At 61.9% G+C, this 25,615-nt stretch carries 19 protein-coding genes; 9 read left to right on the top strand and 10 right to left on the bottom strand.

Annotated features, from left to right (window positions below; genetic code table 11):
* Nucleotides 1–81: 81 nt before the first annotated feature.
* Complete coding sequence (locus KIO76_RS26725) at nt 82–1,191, top strand: NAD(P)/FAD-dependent oxidoreductase (protein WP_213326604.1); 1,110 nt, start codon at nt 82–84, stop codon at nt 1,189–1,191.
* 6 nt (nt 1,192–1,197) lie between these two features.
* On the opposite strand, the gene KIO76_RS26720 is transcribed toward KIO76_RS26725, so the two are convergent.
* From KIO76_RS26720 to KIO76_RS26710, 3 genes are read right to left on the bottom strand one after another with little or no spacing between them, the layout of a single operon-like run.
* Nucleotides 1,198–2,028 (bottom strand): ABC transporter permease, encoded by an 831-nt coding sequence (locus tag KIO76_RS26720; RefSeq protein WP_213326603.1) that lies wholly within the window; start codon nt 2,026–2,028, stop codon nt 1,198–1,200.
* A complete protein-coding gene (locus KIO76_RS26715) occupies nt 2,028–2,975 on the bottom strand; it encodes an ABC transporter permease (RefSeq protein ID WP_213326602.1) in 948 nt (315 codons plus the stop codon). The genes KIO76_RS26720 and KIO76_RS26715 overlap by 1 nt, the downstream gene beginning before the upstream one ends.
* A 10-nt stretch (nt 2,976–2,985) precedes the next feature.
* Nucleotides 2,986–4,521: an ABC transporter substrate-binding protein gene (locus KIO76_RS26710; protein WP_213327125.1), complete on the bottom strand. Its 1,536-nt coding sequence runs from the start codon at nt 4,519–4,521 to the stop codon at nt 2,986–2,988.
* Between the two features lie 719 nt (nt 4,522–5,240).
* Here KIO76_RS26710 and KIO76_RS26705 point away from each other — a divergent pair.
* From KIO76_RS26705 to KIO76_RS26685, 5 genes are read left to right on the top strand one after another with little or no spacing between them, the layout of a single operon-like run.
* Entirely contained in the window at nt 5,241–7,184 is a 1,944-nt protein-coding gene (locus KIO76_RS26705) for a PrkA family serine protein kinase (protein WP_213326601.1), read from the top strand.
* Between the two features lie 20 nt (nt 7,185–7,204).
* Nucleotides 7,205–8,515 (top strand): YeaH/YhbH family protein, encoded by a 1,311-nt coding sequence (locus tag KIO76_RS26700; RefSeq protein WP_213326600.1) that lies wholly within the window; start codon nt 7,205–7,207, stop codon nt 8,513–8,515.
* Entirely contained in the window at nt 8,512–10,065 is a 1,554-nt protein-coding gene (locus tag KIO76_RS26695; RefSeq protein ID WP_213326599.1) for a SpoVR family protein, read from the top strand. The genes KIO76_RS26700 and KIO76_RS26695 overlap by 4 nt, the downstream gene beginning before the upstream one ends.
* Nucleotides 10,066–10,087: 22 nt before the next feature.
* Entirely contained in the window at nt 10,088–11,785 is a 1,698-nt protein-coding gene (locus tag KIO76_RS26690) for an ATP-binding protein (RefSeq protein ID WP_213326598.1), read from the top strand.
* Between the two features lie 10 nt (nt 11,786–11,795).
* Entirely contained in the window at nt 11,796–12,131 is a 336-nt protein-coding gene (locus tag KIO76_RS26685; protein ID WP_249730053.1) for an STAS domain-containing protein, read from the top strand.
* Nucleotides 12,132–12,296: 165 nt separating this feature from the next.
* Here the strand turns inward: KIO76_RS26685 and bktB are convergent, their stop codons facing one another.
* The 6 genes from bktB to KIO76_RS26655 form a co-directional block, all read right to left on the bottom strand.
* On the bottom strand, nt 12,297–13,487 hold the full coding sequence (bktB, locus tag KIO76_RS26680) for a beta-ketothiolase BktB (protein ID WP_213326596.1): 1,191 nt from the start codon (nt 13,485–13,487) through the stop codon (nt 12,297–12,299).
* Between the two features lie 124 nt (nt 13,488–13,611).
* Complete coding sequence (locus KIO76_RS26675) at nt 13,612–14,775, bottom strand: alanine racemase (RefSeq protein WP_213326595.1); 1,164 nt, start codon at nt 14,773–14,775, stop codon at nt 13,612–13,614.
* A complete protein-coding gene (locus KIO76_RS26670) occupies nt 14,772–15,500 on the bottom strand; it encodes a hypothetical protein (RefSeq protein WP_213326594.1) in 729 nt (242 codons plus the stop codon). Before KIO76_RS26670 ends, KIO76_RS26675 begins: the two co-directional genes overlap by 4 nt.
* A gap of 8 nt (nt 15,501–15,508) precedes the next feature.
* On the bottom strand, nt 15,509–16,519 hold the full coding sequence (locus tag KIO76_RS26665; RefSeq protein ID WP_213326593.1) for an ABC transporter substrate-binding protein: 1,011 nt from the start codon (nt 16,517–16,519) through the stop codon (nt 15,509–15,511).
* 21 nt (nt 16,520–16,540) lie between these two features.
* Nucleotides 16,541–18,559 (bottom strand): MFS transporter, encoded by a 2,019-nt coding sequence (locus KIO76_RS31685; RefSeq protein ID WP_213326592.1) that lies wholly within the window; start codon nt 18,557–18,559, stop codon nt 16,541–16,543.
* Complete coding sequence (locus KIO76_RS26655) at nt 18,556–19,215, bottom strand: hypothetical protein (RefSeq protein WP_213326591.1); 660 nt, start codon at nt 19,213–19,215, stop codon at nt 18,556–18,558. Before KIO76_RS26655 ends, KIO76_RS31685 begins: the two co-directional genes overlap by 4 nt.
* Nucleotides 19,216–19,411: 196 nt before the next feature.
* Between KIO76_RS26655 and KIO76_RS26650 the strand changes: the two genes are divergently transcribed.
* From KIO76_RS26650 to KIO76_RS26640, 3 genes are read left to right on the top strand one after another with little or no spacing between them, the layout of a single operon-like run.
* Nucleotides 19,412–20,212: a hypothetical protein gene (locus KIO76_RS26650; RefSeq protein ID WP_213326590.1), complete on the top strand. Its 801-nt coding sequence runs from the start codon at nt 19,412–19,414 to the stop codon at nt 20,210–20,212.
* Complete coding sequence (locus KIO76_RS26645) at nt 20,199–22,073, top strand: hypothetical protein (RefSeq protein WP_213326589.1); 1,875 nt, start codon at nt 20,199–20,201, stop codon at nt 22,071–22,073. The genes KIO76_RS26650 and KIO76_RS26645 overlap by 14 nt, the downstream gene beginning before the upstream one ends.
* Before the next feature lie 10 nt (nt 22,074–22,083).
* Nucleotides 22,084–24,222, top strand: a complete 2,139-nt coding sequence (locus tag KIO76_RS26640) for a SpoIIE family protein phosphatase (RefSeq protein WP_213326588.1) — start codon at nt 22,084–22,086, stop codon at nt 24,220–24,222.
* On the opposite strand, the gene KIO76_RS26635 is transcribed toward KIO76_RS26640, so the two are convergent.
* Nucleotides 24,198–25,310 (bottom strand): RHE_PE00001 family protein, encoded by a 1,113-nt coding sequence (locus KIO76_RS26635; protein WP_213326587.1) that lies wholly within the window; start codon nt 25,308–25,310, stop codon nt 24,198–24,200. The two genes, KIO76_RS26640 and KIO76_RS26635, sit on opposite strands and share 25 nt — an antisense overlap.
* Nucleotides 25,311–25,615 lie beyond the last annotated feature (305 nt).

The raw sequence follows: 25,615 nt of genomic DNA, 5'->3' as shown, positions 1-25,615 counted from the left end.
GCAACTCACCATCGAGACTTTTTATGACACCACAAATCTGTGAAGGGTCGCGCCGCGACGACAAAGCAGGAAGGCCAGGGCGTGGAAGAGGTTGATGTCGTCGTCATCGGAGCTGGCGTGGTAGGACTTGCCATCGCACGGCGGCTCGCCCTCGCTGGAAGAGACGTTCTGGTTCTGGAAGCGGCGGGGTCGATCGGCACAGAGACGTCAGCCCGCAACAGCGAAGTGATCCACGCCGGCATCTACTACCCGCATGGCAGCCTCATGGCGCGGCTTTGCGTGGAGGGACGACGAGCGCTCTACGCCTACTGCGCCGAGCGAGGTGTCCCCCACAAGGCCTGCGGCAAGTTGATCGTCGCGACCGACGATCCAGAGCGGGAGCGGCTCGCCGGCATTGCCGCTCATGCCGAGGGCAATGGCGTGGAGGGTCTGCGATTCCTCTCAGCCCATGAGGCCCGCGCGCTCGAACCGGCCCTTCAGTGCACGGCCGCGCTGCTCTCGCCGACGACAGGCATCATCGATAGCCACGCCTATATGCTGTCGCTGCAGGGCGATGCGGAAAATGCCGGCGCTAGCTTTGCCTTTCATTGCCGCGTTCGGGATGGACGGGTCACCAGCGACGGCATCGTCCTGAGGATTGAGGACGGCGACGGCACATCGCTTCGAGCCCGCACCGTGATCAATGCCGCAGGGCTCCACGCCCCCGCGGTAGCCCGTGCGTTGGAGGGCATGCCTGGGGAAAAGGTGCCGCAGGCCTATTTCGCCAAGGGCAATTATTTCGGCCTGAGCACGCGCGCACCCTTCGCGCATCTGATCTACCCCGTACCGGTGCCGGGTGGACTAGGCACGCATCTTACCTTGGATCTCGCAGGCCGCGCCCGATTCGGGCCGGACGTGGAATGGATCGACGAGGTGAACTACGCCGTTGATCCCCTACGGGCGGCGTCCTTCTACGGCGCGATCCGCCGTTACTGGCCGGACCTTCCCGATGGCGTGCTCCAGCCCGATTATTCCGGCATCCGGCCCAAAATTGCTCCAGCGAGCGCAGGCACACAGGACTTTCGTATCGAGGGGCCCGAGAGCCATGGCGTCGCGGGCCTGGTGAATCTGTTCGGAATCGAATCGCCCGGCCTTACATCTTCGCTCGCCATAGCGGACCATGTCGCAGGCCTCGTGCGGGGCAATGCCTGAACGCGCCTATTGTGCTTTATCACGAGGGTCGAGTACGTCGCGCAAGCCATCGCCCAGCAGGCTGAACCCCAGGACCGCGATGGCGATCGCGAGCCCGGGCGCAAGCGCGAGCCAAGGTGCGACCTCAAGGTAAGTTTGGGCCTCCGCCAGCATGCGCCCCCAAGTGGGCGCCGGAGGCGCAAGACCAAGCCCGAGGAAACTGAGCCCGGCTTCGGTCAAAATGGCGAGACCGAGCTGGATCATGACCTGCACCACGATCTGCCCGGCAATGTTGGGCAGCACATGCGCGATCATGATTCCACCTTCACCACGGCCCATGCTGCGGGCCGCCAGCACATGATCGCGCGACTGAACCTGCAGAGCGACGCCACGCGTCAGCCGCGCGAAGACCGGAACCATAAAGACAGCGATCGCAACGACAGCGCTCGTTGCGCCGGTACCCATGAGCACCCCGAGCACCATGGCGGACAGCACCGGCGGAAAGGCGAAGATGACGTCGCAGAGCCGCATCAGCCCAGCTTCGACAATGCCGCGCTGCCTAGCAGCGACCAAGCCTGCGAAAACACCTGCGCTTGCCCCCAAGGCAACGGCCAACAGGGCGATCGACAGCGAGTTCCAAGCACCCGCCATGAGGAGGGAGGCCACGTCACGCCCGAAGTGATCAGTGCCCAGCCAGCCGGCAGTCAGCGGCGGCTTGAGTTTGGACACAATGTTCATGCGCGCGGGGGGCGCGGGGGTCCACACCAAGGATAGGATCGCCACGGCGGCAAAAAACGTGATGATCGCGGTGCCGAGGACTAGTTTTCCATGTCCCGTCCGTGTCCGGATCTCGCCCATCACCTCGCGTCCCGCAGGCGCGGATCGAGGAGGAGATAACAGAGGTCGACAAGGAAATTCACGACAATGACGAGGGTGGCGAACAGGAGGATGACGGATTGCAGCACGACGAGGTCGCGTTGCGCCACCGCTTGAAAAGCCAGGCGTCCAAGCCCGGGCAGACTGAAGACGTTCTCGACCAGCACGGCGCCGGCGATGAGAAATGTGAACTGCAGGCCGAGAATGGTGATGATCGGCACGAGCGCGTTAGGCACGATGTGCCGCCAAAGGATCACGTGCTGCGACAATCCTTTTCCTCTGGCCGCGCGGACAAAATCGTCCCCCGCGAGTTCAACGATTGCCGTGCGGGCAACGCGGGTGAGAATGCCCGCCTGCGGCAGGGCCAACGCCACGGCGGGAAGCAGCAGCGCCTGGAGTGCTTTGAGCAATCCGGCGCTCCAGCCCGGAAAGCCGCCGGCTGGGAACCAGCCGAGCCATGTGGAGAAAATGAGGATCAGGATCAGCCCGATCCAGAAATTCGGCAATGTCAGCGCCGTCTGTGCGAAGGCCATGGCGCCATAGTCGAGGGGCTCGTCGCGTCGGTAACCGGCCGCGATCCCAAGCGGCAACGCCAGGATCATCGCTATGACGATCGATAAACCCGCGAGCGGCAGTGTGACCGCCAACCGTTCGGCGATGAGACCCGCCACCGGGACCCCATAGGTGATTGACGTGCCGAAGCTGCCGGTCAGCAAGCCTCCAACCCAGGCCAGGTAGCGAGCAATCGCCGGCTGATCGAGGCCAAGTTCCTGGCGAAGTGCCGCCAGCGTGTCCGGCCGGGCAGACGTGCCTAGCATGATGGCTGCCGGATCTCCAGGCAGCACATCCGTCACGACAAATACCACGATCGAGACAAGCGCTAGCGTCAGCACCAAGCCCGCTGCACGTCGGCCGATGAGAGCGATCATCGCGCCACCATCAATCCTCCCAGACCACCTCGGTGAGGTCGTTGGACGGGATCGGTTCGTTTGCCCAGAAGCCCTTCAGCTTCCTGTCCCAGATGCCGAGCTTTGGCATGACGAAGAGAAAGAGGGCTGGCACGTCCTCGGCAAGCATGGTCTGCGCCTCGCCATAGAGCCTGAGGCGCCCTTCCTCATCGGTTGTCTGCTCGGCGCGCCTTATCGTGTCGTTGAAGGCCGCGTTGCGATAGCCGAAATAGTAGTCCGGCCGTGCGTAGATACCGATGTCCATCGGTTCGGCATGACCCACGATCGTCATGTCGAAGTCGTGCCCTGTCATGACCTCGCTGACCCATTTCGCGGGAAACTCGGTCGGCACAATGGTCATGGTCACGCCGATCTCCGCCAACATCGCCTGGAGCACTTCCGCCGAGCGTGTCGCGTAGCTCATTTGCGGCACCTTGATGGTGAAGGTGAAGCCATTCGGGTAGCCCGCCTCGCTCAAGAGACTACGCGCCTTGGCTTTGTCGGAGGCATAAACGCCGGTCAGATCAACGAAGCCGGGGTCATTAGGCGTATAGTGGCTACCGATCGCTTGCCCCAGGCCCGACCAGGCCCCCTCGATCAGCAAAGGCCGGTCGATCGCCAGCATAAGGGCCTGTCGCACCCGCTTGTCGTCGAACGGCTTGCGCTGGTTGTTCATGCCGGCGACCACCTTGAGCTCAGTGTTGCCGACCACGGCCACAAAGCGATTGTCCTTTTGGAAGTTGCCATAGAGCTCGGGTGCGCCGAACTCGGGGAAAGCATCGACGTCTCCGGCTCGCAATGCGGCGGCCTGCGCCTGCGGGTCCCCGATGAACCGAAATGTGACCCGCTGGATCCGGGCAGGCTGGGCGGCATTCCAATAGTTCGGATCTCGTTCGAGGACGATCCTGTCCCCCTTCGCCCAGCGCACAAATTTGAACGGGCCCGTGCCGACGGGCTCCGTCTTGTTGACCTGAGCCGACTTCGGCTCAACCATGACAGATGCTGGCCATCCCAGCCAATAGAGCAGATTTCCTGCTGGCTCCTTGAGCGTGACGACAAGAGTTGCGGGATCTTGAGCCGTGACAGCGTCGATCACGCTGAAGAACTGCTTCTGCGGATTGGTCGAGTTCGCGCCACGCGCGCGGTCTAGGGCAAATTTCGCCGTCGAGGCATCGAAAGCCTCGCCGTTGTGAAACTTCACGCCCTGGCGCAGCGCAAATGTGTAGGTCCGGCCATCGTCCGACACGGTCCAACGCTCGGCGAGCTGGGGCTGGATCTTGCCGTCGCGGTCGATTCGAACAAGGCCCTGATAGATGTTCTGCCAGGTCACCTGGCCGATGGCGACCGGCGCAGCCCCTGTGGGATCGAGGCCCTGCGGCTCGATCGCCATGCCTACGACCACATCGCTGCGCGCCGCGAAGGCGGCAGGGCTCAGGACGGCACACCAACTCAACGCCAGGGCGGCGACAACGGCCCGGCGCCCGCAATGACGGAGCAGCCCGACAGCGCCGACCACGCGCCCGGCCATGAGGACAACCGCGCGAAGGCCAAGGCCCTGGACGCCCCTTGAGGCCCCCGCCGGACCGCGAGCCCGCGCGGCCGCCTCACCTACTGCAAACCCCATGCCTATCTCCACTTCCGTGCCGAAAGCACCCAGGCTTCCCTGACAGATATCCAGCGCGGTTGCTGCGATCGCGAACAGCCACGGCACGATAGTGAATGGCACAGGCAAGGCGTTGCAACAATGATCTTACAGCTCCAATCCTTCGGCTGCCGGCAGCATTGGTTGAAGAGGTCGTTGCCTCTGAAAAAGGCATTTGCGCTGGCCAGCGCGCAGCGGAAGGCCACACCCGTGGGCAATCGCCATCAGCAAGCGTTGCTGGCGAAGGAAGCCTTTGAGAATTATAGTGTGATTAGCGCTGAACGATTCGCATCTGGCGTTCGTTCAAAATGCGGACGTGGCGCTAAAGCCCGCGCTGGGTGCTACACGCTGCCGCGCCCAGGCAACAATTCGCTCGTCATCGCTTGTAGTTTGGTATCGAAAACACCAATTCTATAAGCGGAAGTTTTCGATACGATGTGTGCGTATGCAGCATTGTGATCGAATACAGGCTGGCACATTTGCGCATTGTAGGCGATCCTGCTGTTAAGTGAGCGTCCGGAACAGCGTTTATTAAGTCGAGCACGTAAACTCTCTGCAACGGCACGCTTTAGGGTTATAATGCTTCGTTAGGGCAAAGGTACACAATGCTCCCGAGCGACGACCTCTTCACAAGCTACACGAGGGCCTTCGAGGCCCGGCGGCAAACTGAGATGTCTCTGGCGGATTATCTCAAGGGATGTCGCAGCGACCCCATGCTTTACGCAAGCGCGCCGGAGCGTTTGTTGGCGGCGATCGGAGAGCCCGAAATCGTGGATACCTCAAAGGATCCGCGCCTCGGCCGCATCTTCATGAACCGCACGATCAGGGCCTACAAGAGCTTCGCGGAATTCTACGGAATGGAGGAAACGATCGAGCGGATCGTTTCGTTCTTCCGGCATGCGGCGCAGGGGCTCGAGGAGCGCAAGCAGATCCTTTATCTGCTCGGCCCGGTCGGCGGCGGCAAATCGTCCCTCGCAGAACGCCTGAAGGCGCTTATGGAGGTGCATCCGATCTACGTCCTCAAGGCGGGGGACGAGATTAGCCCTGTGTTTGAGAGCCCGCTTGGCCTGTTCGGCGCCGACATGGGCCCGGTTCTTGAGGATGAGTATGGCATTCCGCGTCGTCGCCTGACAGGCCTCGTCAGCCCATGGTGCCGCAAGCGGCTGGATGAATTCGGAGGTGATATCTCACGCTTCCGGGTCGTGCGCATCATGCCCTCACGGCTGAGGCAGGAAGGGATCGCAAAGACCGAGCCCGGCGACGAGAATAATCAGGACATATCTTCGCTCGTCGGCAAGGTTGACATCCGCAAGCTGGAAACCCTGTCGCAGAACGACCCGGACGCCTACAGCTACTCCGGCGGTCTGAACCGTGCCAATCAGGGGCTTCTCGAATTCGTCGAGATGTTCAAGGCACCCATCAAGATGCTGCATCCTCTGCTGACCGCGACCCAGGAAGGTAATTACGTCGGCACTGAGAACATCGGGGCGATCCCCTTCAATGGCGTGATTATGGCCCATTCCAACGAGTCGGAGTGGCAGAATTTCAAGAACAACAAGAATAATGAGGCTTTTATAGACCGTATTTACGTCATCAAGGTCCCCTATTGCCTCCGCGTCACCGAGGAACGGCAGATTTATGAAAAGCTTGTCCGGGGGTCGGAGTTGACGGACGCGGCCTGCGCGCCGGGGACGTTGGAACTTCTCGCCCGGTTTTCCGTTTTGTCGCGCCTGCGGGAACATGAGAATTCGAACCTGTTCTCCAAGATGCGTGTCTACGACGGCGAAAGCCTGCGCGAGGTCGATCCCCGCGCCCGCAGCCTGCAGGAGTACAAGGATGCGGCTGGCGTGGACGAAGGCATGGATGGTGTCTCGACCCGCTTTGCATTCAAGGCTCTGGCAGCTGCCTTCAACCATGACACGACGGAGATCTCCGCTGATCCTGTCCATCTGATGTACGTGCTCGAACAGATGGTGCGTCAGGAACAGCTCCCCGGGGAGGTCGAGAAGCGGTATCTGGAGTTCCTAAAGGCCGAGTTGGCGCCACGTTACGCCGAATTCATTGGTCATGAGATTCAGAAGGCCTATCTTGAATCCTACCATGACTACGGTCAGAATCTTTTTGATCGCTATGTGGCGTATGCTGATGCCTGGATCGAAGATCAGGATTTCAAGGATCCCGACACGGGGCAGCTGCTCAATCGGGAGCTTGTCAATCAGGAACTGACGAAGATCGAAAAGCCGGCCGGTATCGCAAACCCGAAGGACTTCCGTAACGAGGTCGTCAAGTTTGCCTTGCGCATGCGGGCAAGCCATGGTGGACATAACCCGTCCTGGACCAGCTATGAAAAAATCCGGGAGGTCATCGAGCGACGGATGTTCAGTCAGGTCGAGGATCTTTTGCCGGTCATCAGCTTTGGTACCAAGAAGGACAGCGAGGCGGAGAAAAAGCACGGCGAGTTTGTCGAACGCATGAAGTCACGGGGCTACACCGAACGACAGGTCCGGCGGTTGGTGGAGTGGTACATGAGGGTTAAGCAGGCGGGCTGACCAGTTCGGATGACCTATCTGTGTATATCATTGATCGACGCCTCAATCCCGGTGGCAAGAGCTTTGCCAATCGCCAGCGCTTTTTGCGGCGTGCGAAAGCGCTGGTACAGCGGGCCGTCCGCGACAACTTCAAGAGCCGCAGCATCAAGGACCTGGATCAGGGCGGCGAGATAGGAATCATGCGCCAGGGTGTGCATGAGCCTACCCTGCGGCGGGCAGCAAGCGGTGGCCAAAGAGACCATGTGCTTCCTGGAAACAAGGAATATCTCGAGGGAGATACGATTCCGCGCCCAAGTGGCGGGAGTGGGGGATCGGGCTCCCAGCCCGGCCAGGGCGGAGATGGCGAGGACGAGTTCCGCTTCGTTCTGACGAAAGAGGAATATCTCGATCTCTTTCTTGATGATCTCGAACTGCCGGACCTCGCCAAACGGCGTCTCATGGACACCGAGGCGAAGGAGATTCAACGCGCTGGCTACTCGACGACCGGCTCTCCTGCAAGTCTCGCGATAGCACGGACCATGCGGTTGTCGCTGGCGCGCCGCTTGGCGCTACGCCGGCCAAGCGCCGCAGAAATCCTCAAGCTTGACAGTGAGATCGAGCGCCTCGAGCGCGAGGGTGCTCCCGAAAGCGAGCTCGTCGCTCTGCGGGAGGAGCGGGAGCGTCTCGTCAGACGCAATCGCCGGATTTCCTATATCGATCCCATCGATCTGCGTTATCGCCGGTATGAGGCCAATCCGAAACCGGTCGCTCAAGCCGTCATGTTCTGTCTGATGGACGTGTCAGGGTCCATGAGCGAACATATGAAGGATCTGGCAAAGCGCTTTTTCGCGCTGCTGCACCTCTTTCTGACCCGCTGCTATAACCATGTCGATATCGTCTTCATCCGCCATACGGATCGGGCGGAAGAGGTCGATGAGCAGACTTTCTTCTATTCGACCGAGACCGGGGGCACGATCGTGTCGACAGCCCTGGAAGAAATGCTGATCATCATGCGTCAGCGTTACAACCCCGCCGACTGGAACATCTATGTCGCCCAAGCCTCCGATGGCGACAACATGGGCAGTGACAGCGCGAAGGCGGCTGGCCTGCTGCATGATCAGATTCTGCCAGCCTGTCAGTATTTCGCCTATCTGGAGGTTGGACGCGAGGAGGACCCCATGCCAACGGGGACGGCTCCGCGCCCGAGCGATCTCTGGCGAACCTACGAGACGATAGCGACTCCGGAGGGACACTTCGTGATGCGCAAGGTCTGGCATCGGCGGGAAATATACCCCGTGTTTCGCGAGCTGTTCCGGCGAAGAGGAACCAATGTCCGTGGCGGTGCAGCATGAAAGCGGACCGGACCGGCCACACGCATCCTCTCCTGTTTTCCGGTACTGACTGGGATTTCGACACGATCCGCCGCATTTACGACGCGGTGGAGGAGGCTGCGCGGGACGAGCTCGGCCTTGATACTTATCCCAATCAGATCGAGGTCATCACCACCGAGCAGATGCTGGATGCCTATTCGTCCACGGGCATGCCGCAGCTCTATAAGCACTGGTCCTTCGGCAAGCAGTTTGCCCACCACGAACTCGTCTATCGCAAGGGCATGCGAGGGCTCGCCTATGAGCTCGTCATCAACTCCGATCCCTGCATCAGCTATGTGATGGAGGAGAATACGGCGATGATGCAGACTCTCGTCATCGCTCATGCCGCATTCGGTCATAACCATTTTTTCAAGAACAACTATCTGTTCCGGCAATGGACAGACGCTGAGGGCATTCGCGACTATCTGGAGTTTGCCAAAGGCTACGTCGCAGCTTGCGAGGAACGCCACGGCCAGGCAGCCGTCGAGCAGCTCATTGACGCCGCACACTCCTTGATGAACCAGGGGGTCCATCGCTATCCCCGGCGGCAACGGCTGGACCTTAAGGCCGAGGAACAACGGGAGGCGGAGCGCCACGCTTACCAGGAGCGCTTCTACAACGATCTGTGGCGAACCGTGCCAACCGGAACGCAACAAGCGTCGCGCCAGAATGAGGATAAGCGGCGTGCGCTTCTGGAACTTCCTGAAGAGAATATCCTGTATTTTCTCGAGAAGACGGCGCCCAAGCTCGCCCCATGGCAGCGTGAGATCCTGCGCATCGTCCGGCACGTCGCTCAGTATTTCTATCCGCAGTCACAGACAAAGGTGATGAACGAGGGCTGCGCAACCTATTGTCACTACCGGATCATGACGCGCCTGCATAAGCAGGGCTCCATCAACGACGGGGCTTTCCTAGAGTTTCTGCAATCGCACACCAATGTCGTGGCGCAGCCGACCTTCGACACCCCCTATTATAACGGCATCAACCCGTATGCCCTGGGCTTTGCCATGATGGAGGACATCGCCCGGATCTGTAACGTTCCGAGTGACGAGGACAGGGAGTGGTTTCCCGATATCGCGGGCAAGGGCGATGCCGATAACGTGCTCAAGCATATCTGGGCGAACTATCGCGACGAGAGCTTCATCGCGCAGTTTCTGAGCCCGCGGCTGATCCGAGAATGGCGCATTTTTCACGTGGCGGACGACGCTAGCAAGAATGCCCTCGAGATCGCGGCGATCCATGATGAACGTGGATACCGCCGTATTCGCCGGGCTTTGGCGCGTCAATACGATATCGCCTGGCAACAGGCTGACATCCAGGTCGTTGATGTCGATCTTGCAGGTGACCGCCACCTCATTCTCCAGCATGAGGTCATTAACGGCATTCTTCTGGCGGAAAGCGACACCACGCAGGTGCTGCAGAACCTTGCCAGCTTGTGGGGGTACAATGTTATCCTGCGGGAGGTCGATCCAGCGACCGGCAAGGTGCTAAAGGAGCATGTCGCGAGGGCAACGCCTGCCATCGCGGCATAGAGGCGTTCGGGATCTCGCGACGATGACTGCTGCCCCTGCCAATATTGTCATCTGCGCCGGGCAGCCAGTCGACACGGGCGGGCTCCGTGGCGCCTTTCCCGAGGAACTCGTCCCCGCCGTCCGGGCCGCGCTACGAGAGTGGCTATCAGCTTTTCCCAGCTTCATCGGATATAGCTCGGCTACAGCTGGAGCGGACCTCCTGTTCGGCGAGGAGGTCTTGGCGCTCGGCGGGCAACTGAACATAGTTCTTCCCTGTGAAATCGGCGATTTCATCGCCCAGTATGTCGCGCCTGCCGGCGAGGCCTGGGTTGCGCGTTTCCACGCGCTGTGCACGCGTGCATCGCGGGTGGAGATCAGTTGCGAGGAGCGTCTCCTCGGGGATGAAACCCTGGTGCGCTTCAACAATCAGATCTTGCAGGGGCTGGCGCGGCTTGAGGCGGATCGGGTCCATGCCGAGACTCATCTCGTCATCGTGTGTAATCTCGGCATTCCAGCCGAGCCGGGAAGTCCGACTGATTTCATGGTCAACTGGCCGGATGACGAGCGCCTCACCGTCATCGATCTGGACGCTCTAGCCCGCGCCTCTGGCGTGGCTACGGATCTCGGCCCCGGAACCGCCTCCGATATCGACGTGGACATGATCTTTGGCACAAGTCCGCGTGCCATCCGCGCCATCATGTTCGCCGATATCGCCACCTTCACGAAAACATTCCAAGACGACCAACTGCCGCTTCTTTGGGATTTCCTTGCAGAGGCCCAACAAACGATCGAGAGCAGCGCCAAAGCGCCGATCCTCATCAACGCCTGGGGTGATGGTGTGCACGCGGCCGCCGAAACCGCCCATGATCTGGCCGACTATGCCGCCGCACTTGCCGCAAGCGTGCTCGAAATCGATCCGGGAGCCTATGGCTTGTCGGCCCGGCCGCGCTTCCGCATTGCATTGCACGCCGGGCCCGTCTTCGTCGGCCTCCACCCATTGACAGGCCACGGCATGATCTACGGTCACCACGTTAACCGCGCGGCGCGTATAGAACCGGTGGCACTTCCTGGTCAGATCTATGCATCGCGTTATTTCGTGGCGCTGCTGCGCGCCGAGATGGACGCGCGCAACTACGCGGCGCAGGAGGCGGGCGAGACATATGCGCCGCGATATCGGGCCGACTACATTGGCCAAATCGACCTGCCGAAGCATTTTGGCAAGGAAGCCGTCTACCGCCTCGTTGATCTCAGCGCAGCCGCTGTCGCGTCGGATGAGCCTCAACCCACCATGAAGCGCCCTCCCGTCCCTCGCCTCTCCCTCACGGTCAAGAACGATCTCAGCGAAATCAGCCGGCTGGCGGACGAAATCGATGTCTTTTGCAACAAGACCGGTCTCGGCGACGACACTGCCTATGCTGTCAATCTTGCGCTGGACGAACTCTTGACCAACACGATCAGCTACGGGTTCAAGGATCAGGGCGCGCATACCATAGATGTCACCCTTTCGCTCGAGAGGAATGTTCTCGTCATCACGGTTGTGGACGACGGCGTGGCTTTCGACCCCTCCGCTCCTCCCAACCCGGATATCGACGCGGCGATCGACGACCGCGATATCGGCGGGCTAGGGATGCATTTTGTCCATACGGTGATGGACCATGTCGACTATCGCCGACGCGATGGGCATAACGAACTCACGTTGAGAAAGAATGTCGTCGCTCCCGCACGCGATACGGCAAGGTAGGAGAGTTTCCTTGGATATCGAACGGTTTGAAATCGACGGGGTCAGTGTGGCGGCTCCCGTCGGACGCGTCGACAGCAACACCGCCCGGGAGCTTGAATCAGTGCTCGTGCCGCTCTTCGACGAGGCCAAGGCGATTGCGGTGGATTTCGAACGCCTCACATATATATCGAGCGCCGGCCTGCGTGTGGTCCTGATTGCCGCCAAATTGTCGAAGGCCAAGAACGTTCCACTCGCCCTCTCCGGGCTCTCGCAGCCAGTGCGGGAAGTGTTCCAGATTTCCGGCTTCGCCAAGCTTTTCGCAATTCACGACAACCGCGCACAGGCCGTCGCGGCTCTTGCGAGGTGATAGAGGGGCGGGCGCTCGCGCCAAAGCGGGCCCGCACTCGCTCTGGATGAGCACGCCCTCGTCCAAAAACTGCAGACCTCTCGGTTTGATGCTCCCGCGCCTCTCCCGTGAGGGGGGCGGACGATGACGATCACCGGAAGCGCTCGTCATCAGCCGCCGTTGATTCTATCCGGCCTCAGGATTTTCAACGATCACCGCGATTCCCTGGCCACCCCCTATGCACATCGTCGCGAGACCGTAGCGGCCCTTGATACGACGTAGTTCGTAGATCAACTTGATCAGGATGATGGCGCCGGAAGCACCAATGGGATGTCCGAGAGCGACGGCCCCCCCGTTCGGGTTGGTTTTTTCGGGATCAAAGCCGAGTTCTTGCGCGACCGCGCATGCTTGCGCAGCGAAGGCTTCGTTCGATTCGATCACCGCTATATCAGCGATTGTCAGACCGGCCCGTGCCAGCGCCTGCTTCACTGCGGGGATGGGGCCAAGACCCATGACCTCCGGCGCGACGCCGCCCAACCCGTACGCGACGAGCCGGGCGAGCGGCTTCATACCCCTCGCGCGCGCTGTCTCAGCTTCAGCGAGGACCAACGCGGCCGCACCGTCGTTGACCCCGCTGGCATTACCCGCCGTGACGCTTCCGTCTTTGCGGAAGGCCGCCCTAAGCCGAGCCATATCCTCCAGCGAGGCGTTCGCCCGAACATGCTCGTCGGTATCGAACACCACGTCGTTGCGGCCCTTCCTGACCGTCAGGGGCAAGATCTGCTCTGCGAAACGGCCTTCCGCAATAGCTCGCGCCGCGCGGCGATGCGACTCCACGGCAAAGGCGTCCTGGGCGCTACGATCGATTCCGTACTGCTCAGCGACGTTCTCGGCGGTAATCCCCATATGGCCGTTCCCGAAGGGATCAGTCAGCGCGCCGACCATCATGTCGATCGCGCGGACATCGCCCATTTTCCGGCCACTACGGGTCTCCGTCAGCAGATGACCAGCGCGGCTCATACTTTCGACGCCGCCTGCCAGCGCGACCTGCGCGTTACCGAGAAGGATCTGCTCCGCGGCCGAAACAACGGCCTGCAAGCCCGATCCACACAACCGGTTAAGGGTTAAGGCCGGTGACGTTTTCGGCACACCGGCGTTCAGGGCGATAACGCGACTGACATACATGTCTTCCGGTGCAGTGTGGATGACTTGGCCGAAAACCGTCTGCTCGACGTCAGATGGATCAACTCCAGCACGCGCGATAGCTTCCTTCGCCACTGCCGCACCCATCACCGTCGGCGGCACATCCGCCAGCGCGCCGCCCATATCACCGATCGCAGTACGAACTCCCGCCGCGATCACTACCGTCCTCGTCATGGCTTCCATCCCAATAAGTTCAGCTCATCTCTCTTGTAGCCCACTCAGCCGAATGCCGGAGACGCGAAAGAACAATCGTCAGCGGCAGTGATGAGGGCGGAGGGGATCAGTCCTAGCGCTTCGGCTATTCCCTATAGACCTTGCGCGTACCGGCCCCGATCGCAGTGAGAAGTGCGTTCGGGACGTAGTTGCAGGCTTCCGCGAGGGGTTCGAGCGGTAATCTGCTATCGAGAAAAACAACTTCGGAACATCCAAGAAGATCGCGGGAATTGACGTCGGTGACGTCGACCATCGTCAGATTCATGGCGATCCCGCCAACCGTTTCAACGAGAACCTCGCCGATACGAGCCCGAAGGACCTGGCCGAAGCGCTGCGGCAAACCATTGGCGTAGCCGACCGCGACGGTCGCAATGCGGGACGCTCGGTGGAGCTCGGTACCGGCATAGCCCACCCGGCTGCCTGCAGGGTAGTCGGCTATCCGCAAGATACGCCCGGATAGGCGGTAGCAAGGTCGCAAACCGTCCTGCCAAACGCGCGAAGTTTGTACCCCGTAGAGCGCGCTGCCGACCCGCGCAATATCGTAATGCCATGATGGCGGCCAGTAAACGCCCGAAGACGACGCGAGGCTGACAGGCGCTTGGGGGAGCTCAGCCAGCAACCGCAGGAGCCGATTGTGCTGATCGTCGTTCCTCACATCCTCCTGACGGTCGAAGGCCGCAAGATGGGAAACCCATACCCTGACATCGAGATGCCGCCACAAGGCGCCGAGCATCGCCCTGTCGAGCAGTTCTTCGCCCGTCAGACCAAGGCGCCCGAGCCCCGTATCGATTTGGATCGCGACCGGCATGGGCACACCGGAAGCAGCCGAAAACGCCGCAACGGTACGCATCTCACCAACGCTCACGAGCACCGGGATAACAGCGGCTTTCGCGAATGCCGCGGGCTCCCGGCCGGCAAGGCCGAGAAGCGTATAAACGATGGCGGACGGTGCCATAGCCCGCACACGCAGCGCTTCCTCAAGATCATCGACCCAGAACGTATCGCAGCCGGCTGACGAAAGGCTCGCCACCACCGGCTCAAGCCCCAGGCCGTAGGCATTCGATTTGACGACCGCCGTGACTGCGCGTCCGGTGAAACGGCGCTGCATCTGCGCGAAGTTCGCGCGCACCGCGGCAAGATCAACTTGCAGGCACGCCTCCGCAAGCCTCGCATCATCCGGGACGGGACGAACACCACAGTCGTGCAGCCTCTCATGCGCAAGCGCGACCACCTGGCTGCTCCGGGTCATGCATGCCTCGCGAAGAGGATATCATAGCCGCCATCATCACGTCTGCGCCAAGCGACACCTGCGTGACCTTCGGCCAAAAGCGTCTGGGCTTTGCCCGTGTCCGTGGCTGCGCTCCAGACAGCCGCCTCGGTTACGGGACGCGGCGGCATCTTCTCGACGGCACGGAAGACGAGATACCGCCAATGGCCGCCGTATTTGCGCTTAAGCGCGCGAATGTGAAAGCCCGCATCGAGAAGGTTGGTCCAGCTGCGGGCATTGCCGGGCGCCGCGGTGGCATAGACCTGCGCAACATCGGCACGCCGCGCGGCCTCAAGGCGCTGATCGATGAGCGCGCCGTGAAGCCGTCTTCCCCAATCTGACGGACGGACCGAGGCGCCCGCGAATTTCGCAAGCTTGACCGATGGGTCAAGGCCGATCACCGGTCGGGCATCTTCCGATGGAGGAAGGTCGAGCTGCAACACACCGTAGGCAGCCAGGCCTTTGTCATCAAAAGCTCCGACGATACGCCCCCCACCTGCCAAGATGCCCGCGAAAAAGGCGCGTGTCTCCGGCTTGACCAATGCCATGTCGCCCATGGCGTCAATCGCCTGAAGATGCAGCGCGAAGATGACATCAAGGTCATCAACGGCAAGGGGCCGCCAGGACAGGTTGCCTGCCGCGGGGACAGCCTCCGGCGAGCCACCAGGCCGCCGGGGATCCATGAAATCGCTGACGATCGCCCCCATCGTTCCCCTCACCCCGTCAGGACTTCCGCATAATTCAGCATCTCGATCGGTGGATAGAGATCGAGCTCCTTCGCCACCGGCATATTGATGATCAACGAGAATCGTTTGAGAGTTTCGATGGGTATCTGCGCCGGTGGCAGGCCTTGGCGCAGGATCTTCACAGCTTTCGAGGCCGCGAGCTGGCCAACGGAGTAGTAGCGGGTCACGAGCCCGACCAGTGCCCCGCCTTCCCGGATGGCGAGTTCGGCAGCACCGAATGTCGGAAGCTTCTCCTTCAAAGCGGCCGGAACCACGCGCTTGTATTGGGTGCCGAGAAAAGTGTCCGGCAGGAGATAGAGCCAGTTGGCGCCGGCCCCTTTGATATCCGCTATCAACTCCTCGATGCCGTCCGCGATTGGGCGGCCGGCGGAATCCACACGGAACTGGCGCGGGATGAGCTCGAACTTCATTGACTGCTGCAGGGATTTTACTTCGTCGACGATCACGACCGAGTTCTGCTCGGTCTCCGTGTAGAGCACACCGAGTTTTTCGATCGGGCGGTACGAGCTCATGGCCCTGAGCTGGATCGCCGTGGGCACCACATGCACCGCGCCTGTCACATTGCGGCGGGGCTCGGCAAGGCTCGGTACGATCCCGGCGTTGACGGGTGCGGCGACGAGCGTGAAGACAATCGGCGTATCACTTATATAAGCGGCCTTGTCAGCAGCGTCATAGCGCCCGGCCACGCCCAGGGTCACCGGCGTACCCCAGGTGTAGACGAGATCCGGCTTCAGCTGCCGTATCTCTTCCACGAAATTGCTGAGCTTCGCCTGGCCCCGATCGGCATCTCGCTCGATGAAAGATGCTTCGACGCGGTTGGCAGCGAGATAGTCGTCAAAGCCATCCTCGACCTCGGTGCGGCCGCGATAGGTGATGCGGTAAATCTTGAACGGCCCGTTCCGTGCCTGGGCTAAGGCGTGGCGGGTCGCCAGAGCGGCCGTCCCGCCGGCAGCGAACTGGAGAAACGAACGACGACGCATCACACCCCCTCCACCCGCCTCTTATTCAGCCTGCACGACCGACGTATGACGCGACAATCGCCAGTAGACAAACATGGCGATAAACACAGCCGAAGCGAAGGCCATGCCGAGCCCGATGGTCACCACGGCTGAGGTAAACCCATACCGCCCCAGGAGGAAGCCCGCAAATGCGGGACCAAGGGCGTTACCCGTGCGCTCGACGAGACGGAAGATACCATAAAGTGAGCTCTCACTGATATCGTTTGAGAGTTCACGGCCGAACTCGCCCACCAGTGCCGATTGTGGCGCGATGCTGATGGCCTGCCCGATCCCGAATAGACCAAGCATCACGGCAAGAACAAGCGGCTCCTCCGGGCTGATCAGCACACTGAGGCCGGAGAAACCGGCCACGATTCCGCCAAACGCCACGAACGGCGCGCGTTGATTGAGCCGGCTCGCAAGTGCGGCGAAAGCCGGCACCAGGATGACCATCGCAATCGGATAGACCATCAGCAGCCGCCCAGTCGCCGCCTGCCCTGCCCCGAGCGCCTGCATCTGCAGAGGCACGAGAAAGAAGCAGTAGGCGACGAGGATGATCTTCGCGGGAAGCGCGCAGAGAAAGAACAGGCAGGCCAGCGGCGGCGAGGAGAGGATAGGGCCAAAGTCGCGCCACCGGATGGTCGGCCCCTTGGGGGGAGACCGGTGCTCATCGCTGCTACCGCCCGGCATTGCGAGGAGGGCGAGAATGAGGCTGGCGCCAGCCACCATTCCAGCGATAACGAATGTCGCGCGTATGCCGAGACGATCGGCCAACATGCCACCGATTGGCGGGCCACAAAGGCCTGCGACGAGGATGGCTCCGATGAACATGGCCATTCCGCTCGCCCGCTGGCGCAGGTTCGTATGGTCGATCACGAAGCCCTGCGCGCTCACGAACACGGCCGCGAAGCCGAACCCTGATACCATGCGCGCGAGGGTGAGCGTGATGAGATCCGTTGCCATCGCCGAGCCCACGTAACCGACCAGGCCGAGGGCAGCACCGATGATGAGGCTGGCGCGCCGGCCGAGCCTGTCCGTCACACCGCCGAGGATGGGCTGGGACAACGCGACAACAGCAAGAAACGCCACCATCGGAAGGCTGGTGACCATATCGGGCGAAAGCCCGGGGATCGGTGTCGCAAGATCTTTGATGTAAATTGGCAGGAACGGGCGCGTGAGCTCTTCGGCCAACATGAAGATAAAGAGTGGAGCGCGGACCGCGATCACCGAAACCGGTGCCTCGCTGGACCCCTCTCCCAGCTTGAACTCCTTGCGCAGCCCCTCGACAACGGCTTGGCGCAGCGCCTCCCCCTGGGCGGCGAGGCGGGCCACGAGACCGGCATAGCGCGTATGCAGATCAGTGAGCCTCCGATCTATTCGCGCCGCGAGGCGGCCGAATTCACTGCCGCCATCGACAGCCGGATGCAACCGCAAGTCATCCTGGGCAATAGTGTCAAGCCGAGTTTCGACACCCTCGATCGCGCCATAAAGTCCAGCGCCGAAGGCGATATGCATCAATTCGAGCGCGACCAGCGCCGTGACGATCATGATGATGGCGAGATCGATCCAGAGTTCAGACACCACCTTGCGGGCAAAGGCCGGGTCAAGGCCGACCGTCAGCAACGCTGCGCTTGCAGAACCACTACGGACTGCTACCGACAACGCCGAATGTGTGCGATTGAGCCCGAGACCCGCAGGGGGCAGTTCGGCGGGAACCTCTCCCGCCGCATGCAACACTTTCCCGTCCGGGCCACGTAACAGCACATAGGCAATGTCGGGGTTGCTTGCGACGGTTCGCTCCAGGTAGGGATCGACGCCTTGAAGACTGTCCAACGGAATTCCGAGTTCAAGCGCGCGGCCCATCAGGCTCGCGACCGAATCGGCAACAGTCGCCGCCTTCGCTTCGAGCTCCGGTAGCAAGACCTTTTCCGCGCGGCCCGCCGTACGCCAGCTGAAGGCCGCGAGGCCAAGGACCAGCACGAGGACCAGAATGGCCGATAGCTGTATCCGGACGCTTTTCACCGGAGAGGGCCCATTGCGGCGTTATCCTGATGGAATTGGTCGAGCGCAGCGTTTGCCCGTGCGAAGGGATCGGCTTTGCCCTGGACCTCGACCACGGCGCGGGCTCGGGCCAGGAGATGCCGCAACGCGAGAAAACAGCCGAAGCTGCCTGCGAGGATGGCCGCGAGGCCGATCGGCAGCGCATCCTGCACAGCCGCAGCGCGAATCGTTGCCAAGCCCCGCGCGACGGCGGCACCATCGAAGCGGATCGCAACGTTGCCGACGGGGGCACCAAAATCGTTGACGAGGGGCTGATCGAATCGAAATGCCTGCTTGTCCTCGGCACGGCCGTCCGGGTGTCCGGCGCGAGCGGGGCTGCTGCTGAACAGCACCATCCCATCGACGTCGCTGACGTCGATCGAGATAGTCAGGGGGTCCGCCATGGCTTGGCGAGCGAGCAGCGCCGGCAGGGTCATCTGTTCGGGCAGGCGCAGGCCCAGCGCGAGCGCGCTGTTGATATCATTCGCGATATCCTGCGCCACCATCGCCATCCGAGAACGGATAAGGTCACGGTATGCCGTACTCACTCCGGAAATTGTCATGAAGGCCGCCAGCGCCATGGCGAGCCCAATGATGATCGCAAACAGCGGCAAAGTCCGAAGCGATAGCCTGATCATCCCGTGCCCCCCGGCACCGCTCATCCACGCCAAGCCGGCGTCTGCACTGTAGCGCCGAACCGTTCCCTCGAGAGAGATAGCACAGGCGCAAGAAATCAACGGTAAATATAGCGCATGCGGTGACAGTGGCGAACAGTTCCGATACCTTCTGCTTCATCTGCATCTTGCCTGATCTGCCAATTGTGTCGCCCCGCGCATGTCCCCCGCTGTCAGAACGATTCTGGCCCTCCTCGGCCTCACCGGCGCCGGAATTCTTCTGGCGAGTGCCCTTATATTCGGCGGGCTGGACCGGCTGCGGCTCAGGGTCGTCGAGGCCAACATCGACTTCGTCCTGACGCAGTTGCGCGATTCCATCGAAGCCAATGTTAGCTTGGGTATTCCATTGCAGGATCTTCGCGTCGTGCAGGATCTCCTCGAGCGGTCGCGCATTGGCAACTCCGGCCTTCTTGCGGTGGAGGTTTTTTCACCCGCCGGAATTTCCCTGTTCAATACGGATCGCGGGAGCATTGGTGAGGAAATCACCTCGACCTGGCGAGAAGGGGTGCGCCACGCCGGTAACGCCGACCGCTGGCGCGTGGAAGAATTCGGCAATCTGATAGTCGGCCAGGCTATCCGCAATGATTTCGGTGAACCCGTGGGCTATGTGGCGGTGACGGTTGCGGGGCCGATGGAGCAGTCTCCGATCGCCTCGATTATGGTCGCCAGCGGTTGGCGCCTTGCCGTTGTGCTGCCGTTATGCCTGATCGGCGTAGGTCTCGTCGTCTGGATCACCCTGCGATGGCGTTCTCGTGAGATCATGGACGTGACCGCACGCTTGGTGGAACAGGCGCAACCGGCCCTGCCTGAGCCGTCTGCTAACACAAATCTGGTGCGCCTCGCGGACCAGGTCGGCCTTGCCGTCGATACAGCGGTGAAGCAACTCGATCAGACGACGACCGCCGTGTTGAAGCTCGATGACGATGGCATGAAGGATAGCTTGCGCGATGCTGCGGCTTGAGGCGCGGTCCCTGCGCGATCGACTGGCAGCGATCATCATTGCGCTCGCCGTTGCCACGGCCATCGCGGCGGGCGGTTGGCGCGTCCTGGATGCAGCGTGGACGGAAAGCGCCCCGGCGCTCGAGGAGGCAACGCGGCTGGGTGCGGAAGCCGTTGGGCGCGCGCTGAGCGGTCAGATCGAGCACGCGCTCTCTCTCGGCATTCCGCTCGATAAGCTGGTCCGTGTCGAAGACTATCTCAAGACGGTGGTCGCCTCCGCGCCGCAGGTCGACGCCGTTGCATTGCTCGACGACAGCGGCCGTCCCGTTTTTGCGACACGAGAGGGCGTGGCGGGCCTCACCTTCGCGGTCAATGGCGGCGGGCAGCGTGCGACGCTCGTGCTGTCCATGGAATCGCCCTTTCTGAGCGCTGCCACGGTCCGGCTGGAAATGCTTATTGGAGCAGCCGCCATTCTCGGCGGCATGATCGCGTTTCTGATCGCCAGCCTCTTTCTTGAAATGCACCTCGCACCGGCGCGAGCGAGGCTTGGCTTCGCGCTTGCCCGCGCGGCGCGCGGGGATTTCGCGATCACGATCGCCACGACCGGACGTGGCCGCACGAGCGCAGCTTTCCGAGCGCTCGCCCAACGAATCGAGCCTGTGCATGCCGCGGCACGACGCCTCGCGGATGCTGTGGCCACCGTTCGCGCCATCGACTTCGATGGGAGCCTTAGCAAGCGGCTCGAGCCGCTGCTCGCGTCGGTAGCCGAAACGCGCGGTCTTGCCGACATAGACCCTGGTGAAACAGCGCGCTCGACCGTCCCTGGCCTCGCTGCCGTCTGCAGCCGGGCGCTCCTTCTCATTTCTCTTTACGCAGGAGCCCTACCGCTGATCGCCAATTTCGCGATCGACCGTGGCTCGAACGTGATCCCCACGCCCTGGTGGCCTGTTTCCCCCCTTGTCGCTGAAGGCCTAGCAGTCCTCGCCGCCGTGTTGATCGCCCAACGCTGCTCGTCCAACGTCAGCCGCATTCTCAGCGCTGCAGGCGTCGCACTCGCCGGGATCGCCTATGCCGCGGTCTTCTGGTGCAGGTCCTATGAGCTTTTCGTCGGGCTCAGGATTTGCGCCGGCCTTGGCCTCGGCCTCGCTCTTACCCCGCTGCTACGGGATCCACGCCTCAGCGCACATCCACGTGCTCTCATTGCGCTCATGGGCGTTGCTTGCGTCGCGGTAGGCCCCCTGTTGGGGGGGCTGGTCGCGGAGGCGATCGGTCGAAGAGGGGCATTCTTGCTGCTCGGCCTCGCTTTATTGGCCACCGTGCCAATCGCGGCAGCACTGCCGTCTGCCGCCGCATCGGCCGTGGCGCCTCGGCTGAATCGTTCCGCCGCGGCCGCGTGGCTTCTCGTCCCTCTCATGCTCGTGCCGCTCAGCGCGCTCGTTCTCGTCATCATCCCTGCGGGCCCCGGTTTCGACAATTACGCTGAGGGCGCGGGGCTCGTTGTCGTCGCTGGCCTTGCCATGGTACTCGGGCCGGTGATGGCCACTACAGCTGCCAGCTTACTGGTCGCCCTGTCAGGAGCATTATGGTTGTTGCCACTGGCCGGCGTGCACCTTCCGGGAGCTTGGCTTTGGCCGGTTTGCTGCGTGCTACTCGGCATTGGCGTCGGGAGCCTCTTGAAGAGCCGCGCATCTTCCGTGCTGAAACATGTTCCGGCAGTCGTTGCAGGGCTGGTCCTTGGCGTTGCGGTCGCTCCCTTGGCGGGGGCTATTGGTTTCGCGACGATGAGCGTTATGTTGCCCATCGGCCTGCTTGTCCTTGCCGCAAACCTGGCCGCTAACCTTGCCGCCACATCGTTCGCGCGCGATGAAGGCTCCGCGCGATGAGGTGGCGCTCATGTTTCTGAGAACCCGCGTTGCGCTTCTTGTCTCGATCGTTCTCGTCATCGCGATCGGCGCGGTCGTCTTGCTCGGTCTGCAACGCGAGAATCTCGCAGCGCGGCCCTATACGACGATTGCGATCACGGGACAGGACGCGCTGTGGCGTGAGATTCTCGCGTCGCAGACCGATGAACTCACCGACATAGTAAGCACAATTGCTGGAGACGAGCGTCTGCAAGCCGCTTTGCTCGCCGGCGACCTGCCGCGCGTTCGCTCTCTCCTCTTCAACTTCGCGAGCCTCGATCCGACGTCCGAAGATCAGACCGAGTTGCAAATCATCGACCGTCAGGGCCGGGTGGTAGCGACGAGTTCCCTTGTGCCGGAGCCGCCACGGCTGCTCGACATAAGCACCGTTGAGGCCGTGCTGGATGGACAGCGGCCAGCGGGCATTCGCCAGGTTGGATCAGATCAGTTTCGCGTCCTCGCAACCTCCGTGTTGACCGTGCCCTCGGGTGACCGTTGGGTCATAATCGCAGCGGCTCCCACGACACGCCCACTGCTGCGCTTTTCGACCGCGATGGGTGGCGAAGCGTTCATGCTGTCGACGCGGGGACGGCTGATCGACGGCACCAATGTGGACCTCTGGCGCCGCCTTGCCCTGGAACTGCCACAGCGTACGGCGACCGTCACGCAAGCAGAGCTCAATGACCGCCTGTTCGCTGTCACCGCTGTGCCGCTCACGGACCTTTCAGCCGGCTTTGCGGGACTGCTCGTGGTCGTCCAGGACGCAACTGCAAGCTTGAGCGCGGTGCGCATGCTGACACGGCTTGGTCTCGTCATGGCAGCTTGCGTGCTCCTGCTCACTCTAGCTGGCTTCTATCTCTACCTGCGCCGTAGCTTCGCCCCGCTGGAACAGGCTGTCGACGTGCTTGACGCGCTCGGCCGCGGCGATACCTCGGTTCGGCTGGGCGGCGGTGGAAATGACGAGATCGGGCGCATCGCACGCGCGGTGGCGGAACTGCGCCGCAGCCTCGTCACGCTGGACCAGACCCGGCGGCAGCGTGAGCTTCAACGCCGCAGGCAGGAGCGTTTTGTCCGCCGGCAAATGGAAGAACTGGCTGGCACGCTGGAACCTGGCGCGCGCGAGGAGGTTCTCGGTGATCTTGGCCGCATTGTCGCCGCAACATCCACCACGGGCAACACCGCCGGACAATCAACCGACCCGATCGCGCAGCTCATCCGCCATGATGATCAGCTCGGGCCGCTGGCGGCGGTGCTGCAGCAGATGTCAGGGCGCGTCGTCGAACAGCACCGGCGGCTCTCCGAGCTGGTCGCTCGTCTCCGCGAGGCCTTGGTGCGCGAGACACAGCTTGCAACCTTGCAGCAGGAACTCGCGATCGCCCATGACCTGCAGCAGTCAGTCATTCCCGACGATTTTCCCGACCGTCCGCATTTTTCGATTTCGGGATTCATGGAATCGGCACGCGAGGTCGGCGGAGACTTTTACGACTTCTTCGAACGCGCAGATGGCAAACTTGTCTTCGTGATCGCGGACGTATCAGGCAAGGGTATCCCCGCCGCGTTCTTCATGGCGATCTCCCGGACCTTGCTGAAGGCAATTGCGCTGTTTGAAAATGACCCCGGCGTCTGCGTCCGCCAGCTCAATGAGCTCCTCGCCGCCGACAACGATCAGATGATGTTCGTCACCTTGTTCTTCGGCGTCCTCGATCCGGACACGGGCCATCTGGACTATGTCAATGCCGGACATGGGCCGCCGGTGCGCGTGAGCGCCGCCGGCGCCATCTCGATGTTGCCGATCACCGACGACATGGCTGTCGCCATCATGGAGTCCGTTCCGTTCACGACACGCTCAGTTGACCTCGCACCAGGAGATACGCTCGTTCTCTACACGGATGGCGTGACCGAGGCCTTCAATGCCGTCGGCGAGCAATATGGTGAGCAACGCCTTCTCGACATTCTAGCCGAGGTGCCCGCCGAGGCCGAGGCCGGTGCTTTCTCGTCTGCGGTCGCTCAAGATGTGGCAACGTTCGAGGCGGGCTGCGACCGCTCGGACGACATTACGCTGGTCGTGCTGCGCTATAAGGGCGAGCCGGCCGTGGCCCACGCAGCTCAGCGAACGGCCCACGCCCTGTAGCGACCACGGCCCGTCACTTCTTTCAACGTGGGGCTCAACGCACCGATCAGGTCGAGCGCTCCTCTCGCGGTCACCTTAAGCTCTTTGGCAACGAGCTGTGGCGTGACGAGCGGCTTTGCGAGCACCAGGTCGACAAGACCAGGCAAGCGTGAATGAGAGCGCCGGTTTGTCAGAAACCGCTCGAGTTGCGTGCGCGCAAGCATCAGCCTGTCATGCTCCTCCAAACCCGCGACGGCTGCCGCCTTGATCGCGTTGAGCATGGCGACCTTTGGCGGCGCCATCGTATAGCCGTGCAATGTGGAGCCGCCCTTGGCCCGACGCGACTCCCGCAGGCCCAAACTGACACAGGCCAGATGGTGCTGGGTCTTGCCGCCGGCACGCAAGACCGCAGCCACCAGGAGAGGTCCGAGCCAAGACATGGTCTGCAAGGGTGCGAGATCGACCCAGGCTTCCCAGGCGTCGAGCGCCGCAAGAAGAGCCGGTTGCTCCAGATTGATAGTCTCCCGCCAGCGCGCAAGCAGCTCGTCATCGTTCCGCTCGGAATCATAAAGTCCAAGATCTGCCAGGCCGGAAAGTCGTCCTCGCGAGGGCAAACGTGCGTTCGCTATCGTCCTGTTGGATCGTGCCAGAAGCGCGTCGATCTCCGCGAAAGCACGCTCAGTCTCACGTTCTGGTTCGGCGCCGGCAAATTCCTCCAGCCTTTGCGAGGATTCGGCGGCTTCATCATCAAGCCACGACGCGTTGCGGCCGCTCAAGGCGTTGAGGCCGGCCGAACTCAGGGCCCAGCCTGGCGGATGGCTGGCGATGCTGCGATGAGCCCTCAACACCGCCGAGGCGCGCGTCAGCTCATGGGTCGGCGTGCGAATGTCCATCGCCGCATCGTTCAGCACAAGATCCTCGAGATGAACAAGATCCCCCACGATCCAGCGTGCCGCGCAGGCTTCATGGAAGTGGCTGCGGCTGATCCAGGCTTCACGGACTGGGCTCGCACGCAGGCGCTCGTCGAGACGTGCGACCGCATCCTCAGCCAGGAGGAGCGGACCAATAAGGCTCTCTGACGGAGCCGCCACATTACGCTCGCGAATCATGCTCATTTCTCAGTATTTTGCACGATCGTCGCGATCACGTCAGCATGGTGACGGCGAGCGGGCACGCAAGTACTGGAAATGGCGCTCAGTCGAATGGGCCTTTCAGCTGCGCTGAGGCCCAGCTATCGGGGGCTATAACCCACGGGAATCTTTTCGAATCGATTCGCGACAGAGATTATCGTGGGGATTCCGCGTATACTTTCCGCAGCGTCGCGGCACACCACGTTGGATTGTTCCGGGAAAGGGCCGGAGGGCTGATGTACGCTTTGCATTAAGAGGCATCAATTCTTTCTCGATGCCTCCCG

Source organism: Chelatococcus sp. YT9 (assembly GCF_018398315.1).
Lineage (GTDB): Bacteria > Pseudomonadota > Alphaproteobacteria > Rhizobiales > Beijerinckiaceae > Chelatococcus.
The sequence above is the reverse complement of the archived record's forward strand: the minus strand, read 5'-3'. Positions and strand labels throughout refer to the sequence as shown.

Excerpts from the sequence above, each read along its gene's own strand:
- KIO76_RS26720 (WP_213326603.1), bottom strand. The coding sequence starts at position 2,028 with ATGGGCGAGATCCGGACACGGACGGGACATGGAAAACTAGTCCTCGGC.
- KIO76_RS26715 (WP_213326602.1), bottom strand. The coding sequence starts at position 2,975 with ATGATCGCTCTCATCGGCCGACGTGCAGCGGGCTTGGTGCTGACGCTA.
- KIO76_RS26710 (WP_213327125.1), bottom strand. The coding sequence starts at position 4,521 with ATGGCCGGGCGCGTGGTCGGCGCTGTCGGGCTGCTCCGTCATTGCGGG.
- KIO76_RS26705 (WP_213326601.1), top strand. The coding sequence starts at position 5,241 with ATGCTCCCGAGCGACGACCTCTTCACAAGCTACACGAGGGCCTTCGAG.
- KIO76_RS26695 (WP_213326599.1), top strand. The coding sequence starts at position 8,512 with ATGAAAGCGGACCGGACCGGCCACACGCATCCTCTCCTGTTTTCCGGT.
- KIO76_RS26690 (WP_213326598.1), top strand. The coding sequence starts at position 10,088 with ATGACTGCTGCCCCTGCCAATATTGTCATCTGCGCCGGGCAGCCAGTC.
- bktB (WP_213326596.1), bottom strand. The coding sequence starts at position 13,487 with ATGACGAGGACGGTAGTGATCGCGGCGGGAGTTCGTACTGCGATCGGT.
- KIO76_RS26675 (WP_213326595.1), bottom strand. The coding sequence starts at position 14,775 with ATGACCCGGAGCAGCCAGGTGGTCGCGCTTGCGCATGAGAGGCTGCAC.
- KIO76_RS26670 (WP_213326594.1), bottom strand. The coding sequence starts at position 15,500 with ATGGGGGCGATCGTCAGCGATTTCATGGATCCCCGGCGGCCTGGTGGC.
- KIO76_RS26665 (WP_213326593.1), bottom strand. The coding sequence starts at position 16,519 with ATGCGTCGTCGTTCGTTTCTCCAGTTCGCTGCCGGCGGGACGGCCGCT.
- KIO76_RS26655 (WP_213326591.1), bottom strand. The coding sequence starts at position 19,215 with ATGATCAGGCTATCGCTTCGGACTTTGCCGCTGTTTGCGATCATCATT.
- KIO76_RS26650 (WP_213326590.1), top strand. The coding sequence starts at position 19,412 with ATGTCCCCCGCTGTCAGAACGATTCTGGCCCTCCTCGGCCTCACCGGC.
- KIO76_RS26645 (WP_213326589.1), top strand. The coding sequence starts at position 20,199 with ATGCTGCGGCTTGAGGCGCGGTCCCTGCGCGATCGACTGGCAGCGATC.
- KIO76_RS26640 (WP_213326588.1), top strand. The coding sequence starts at position 22,084 with ATGTTTCTGAGAACCCGCGTTGCGCTTCTTGTCTCGATCGTTCTCGTC.
- KIO76_RS26635 (WP_213326587.1), bottom strand. The coding sequence starts at position 25,310 with ATGATTCGCGAGCGTAATGTGGCGGCTCCGTCAGAGAGCCTTATTGGT.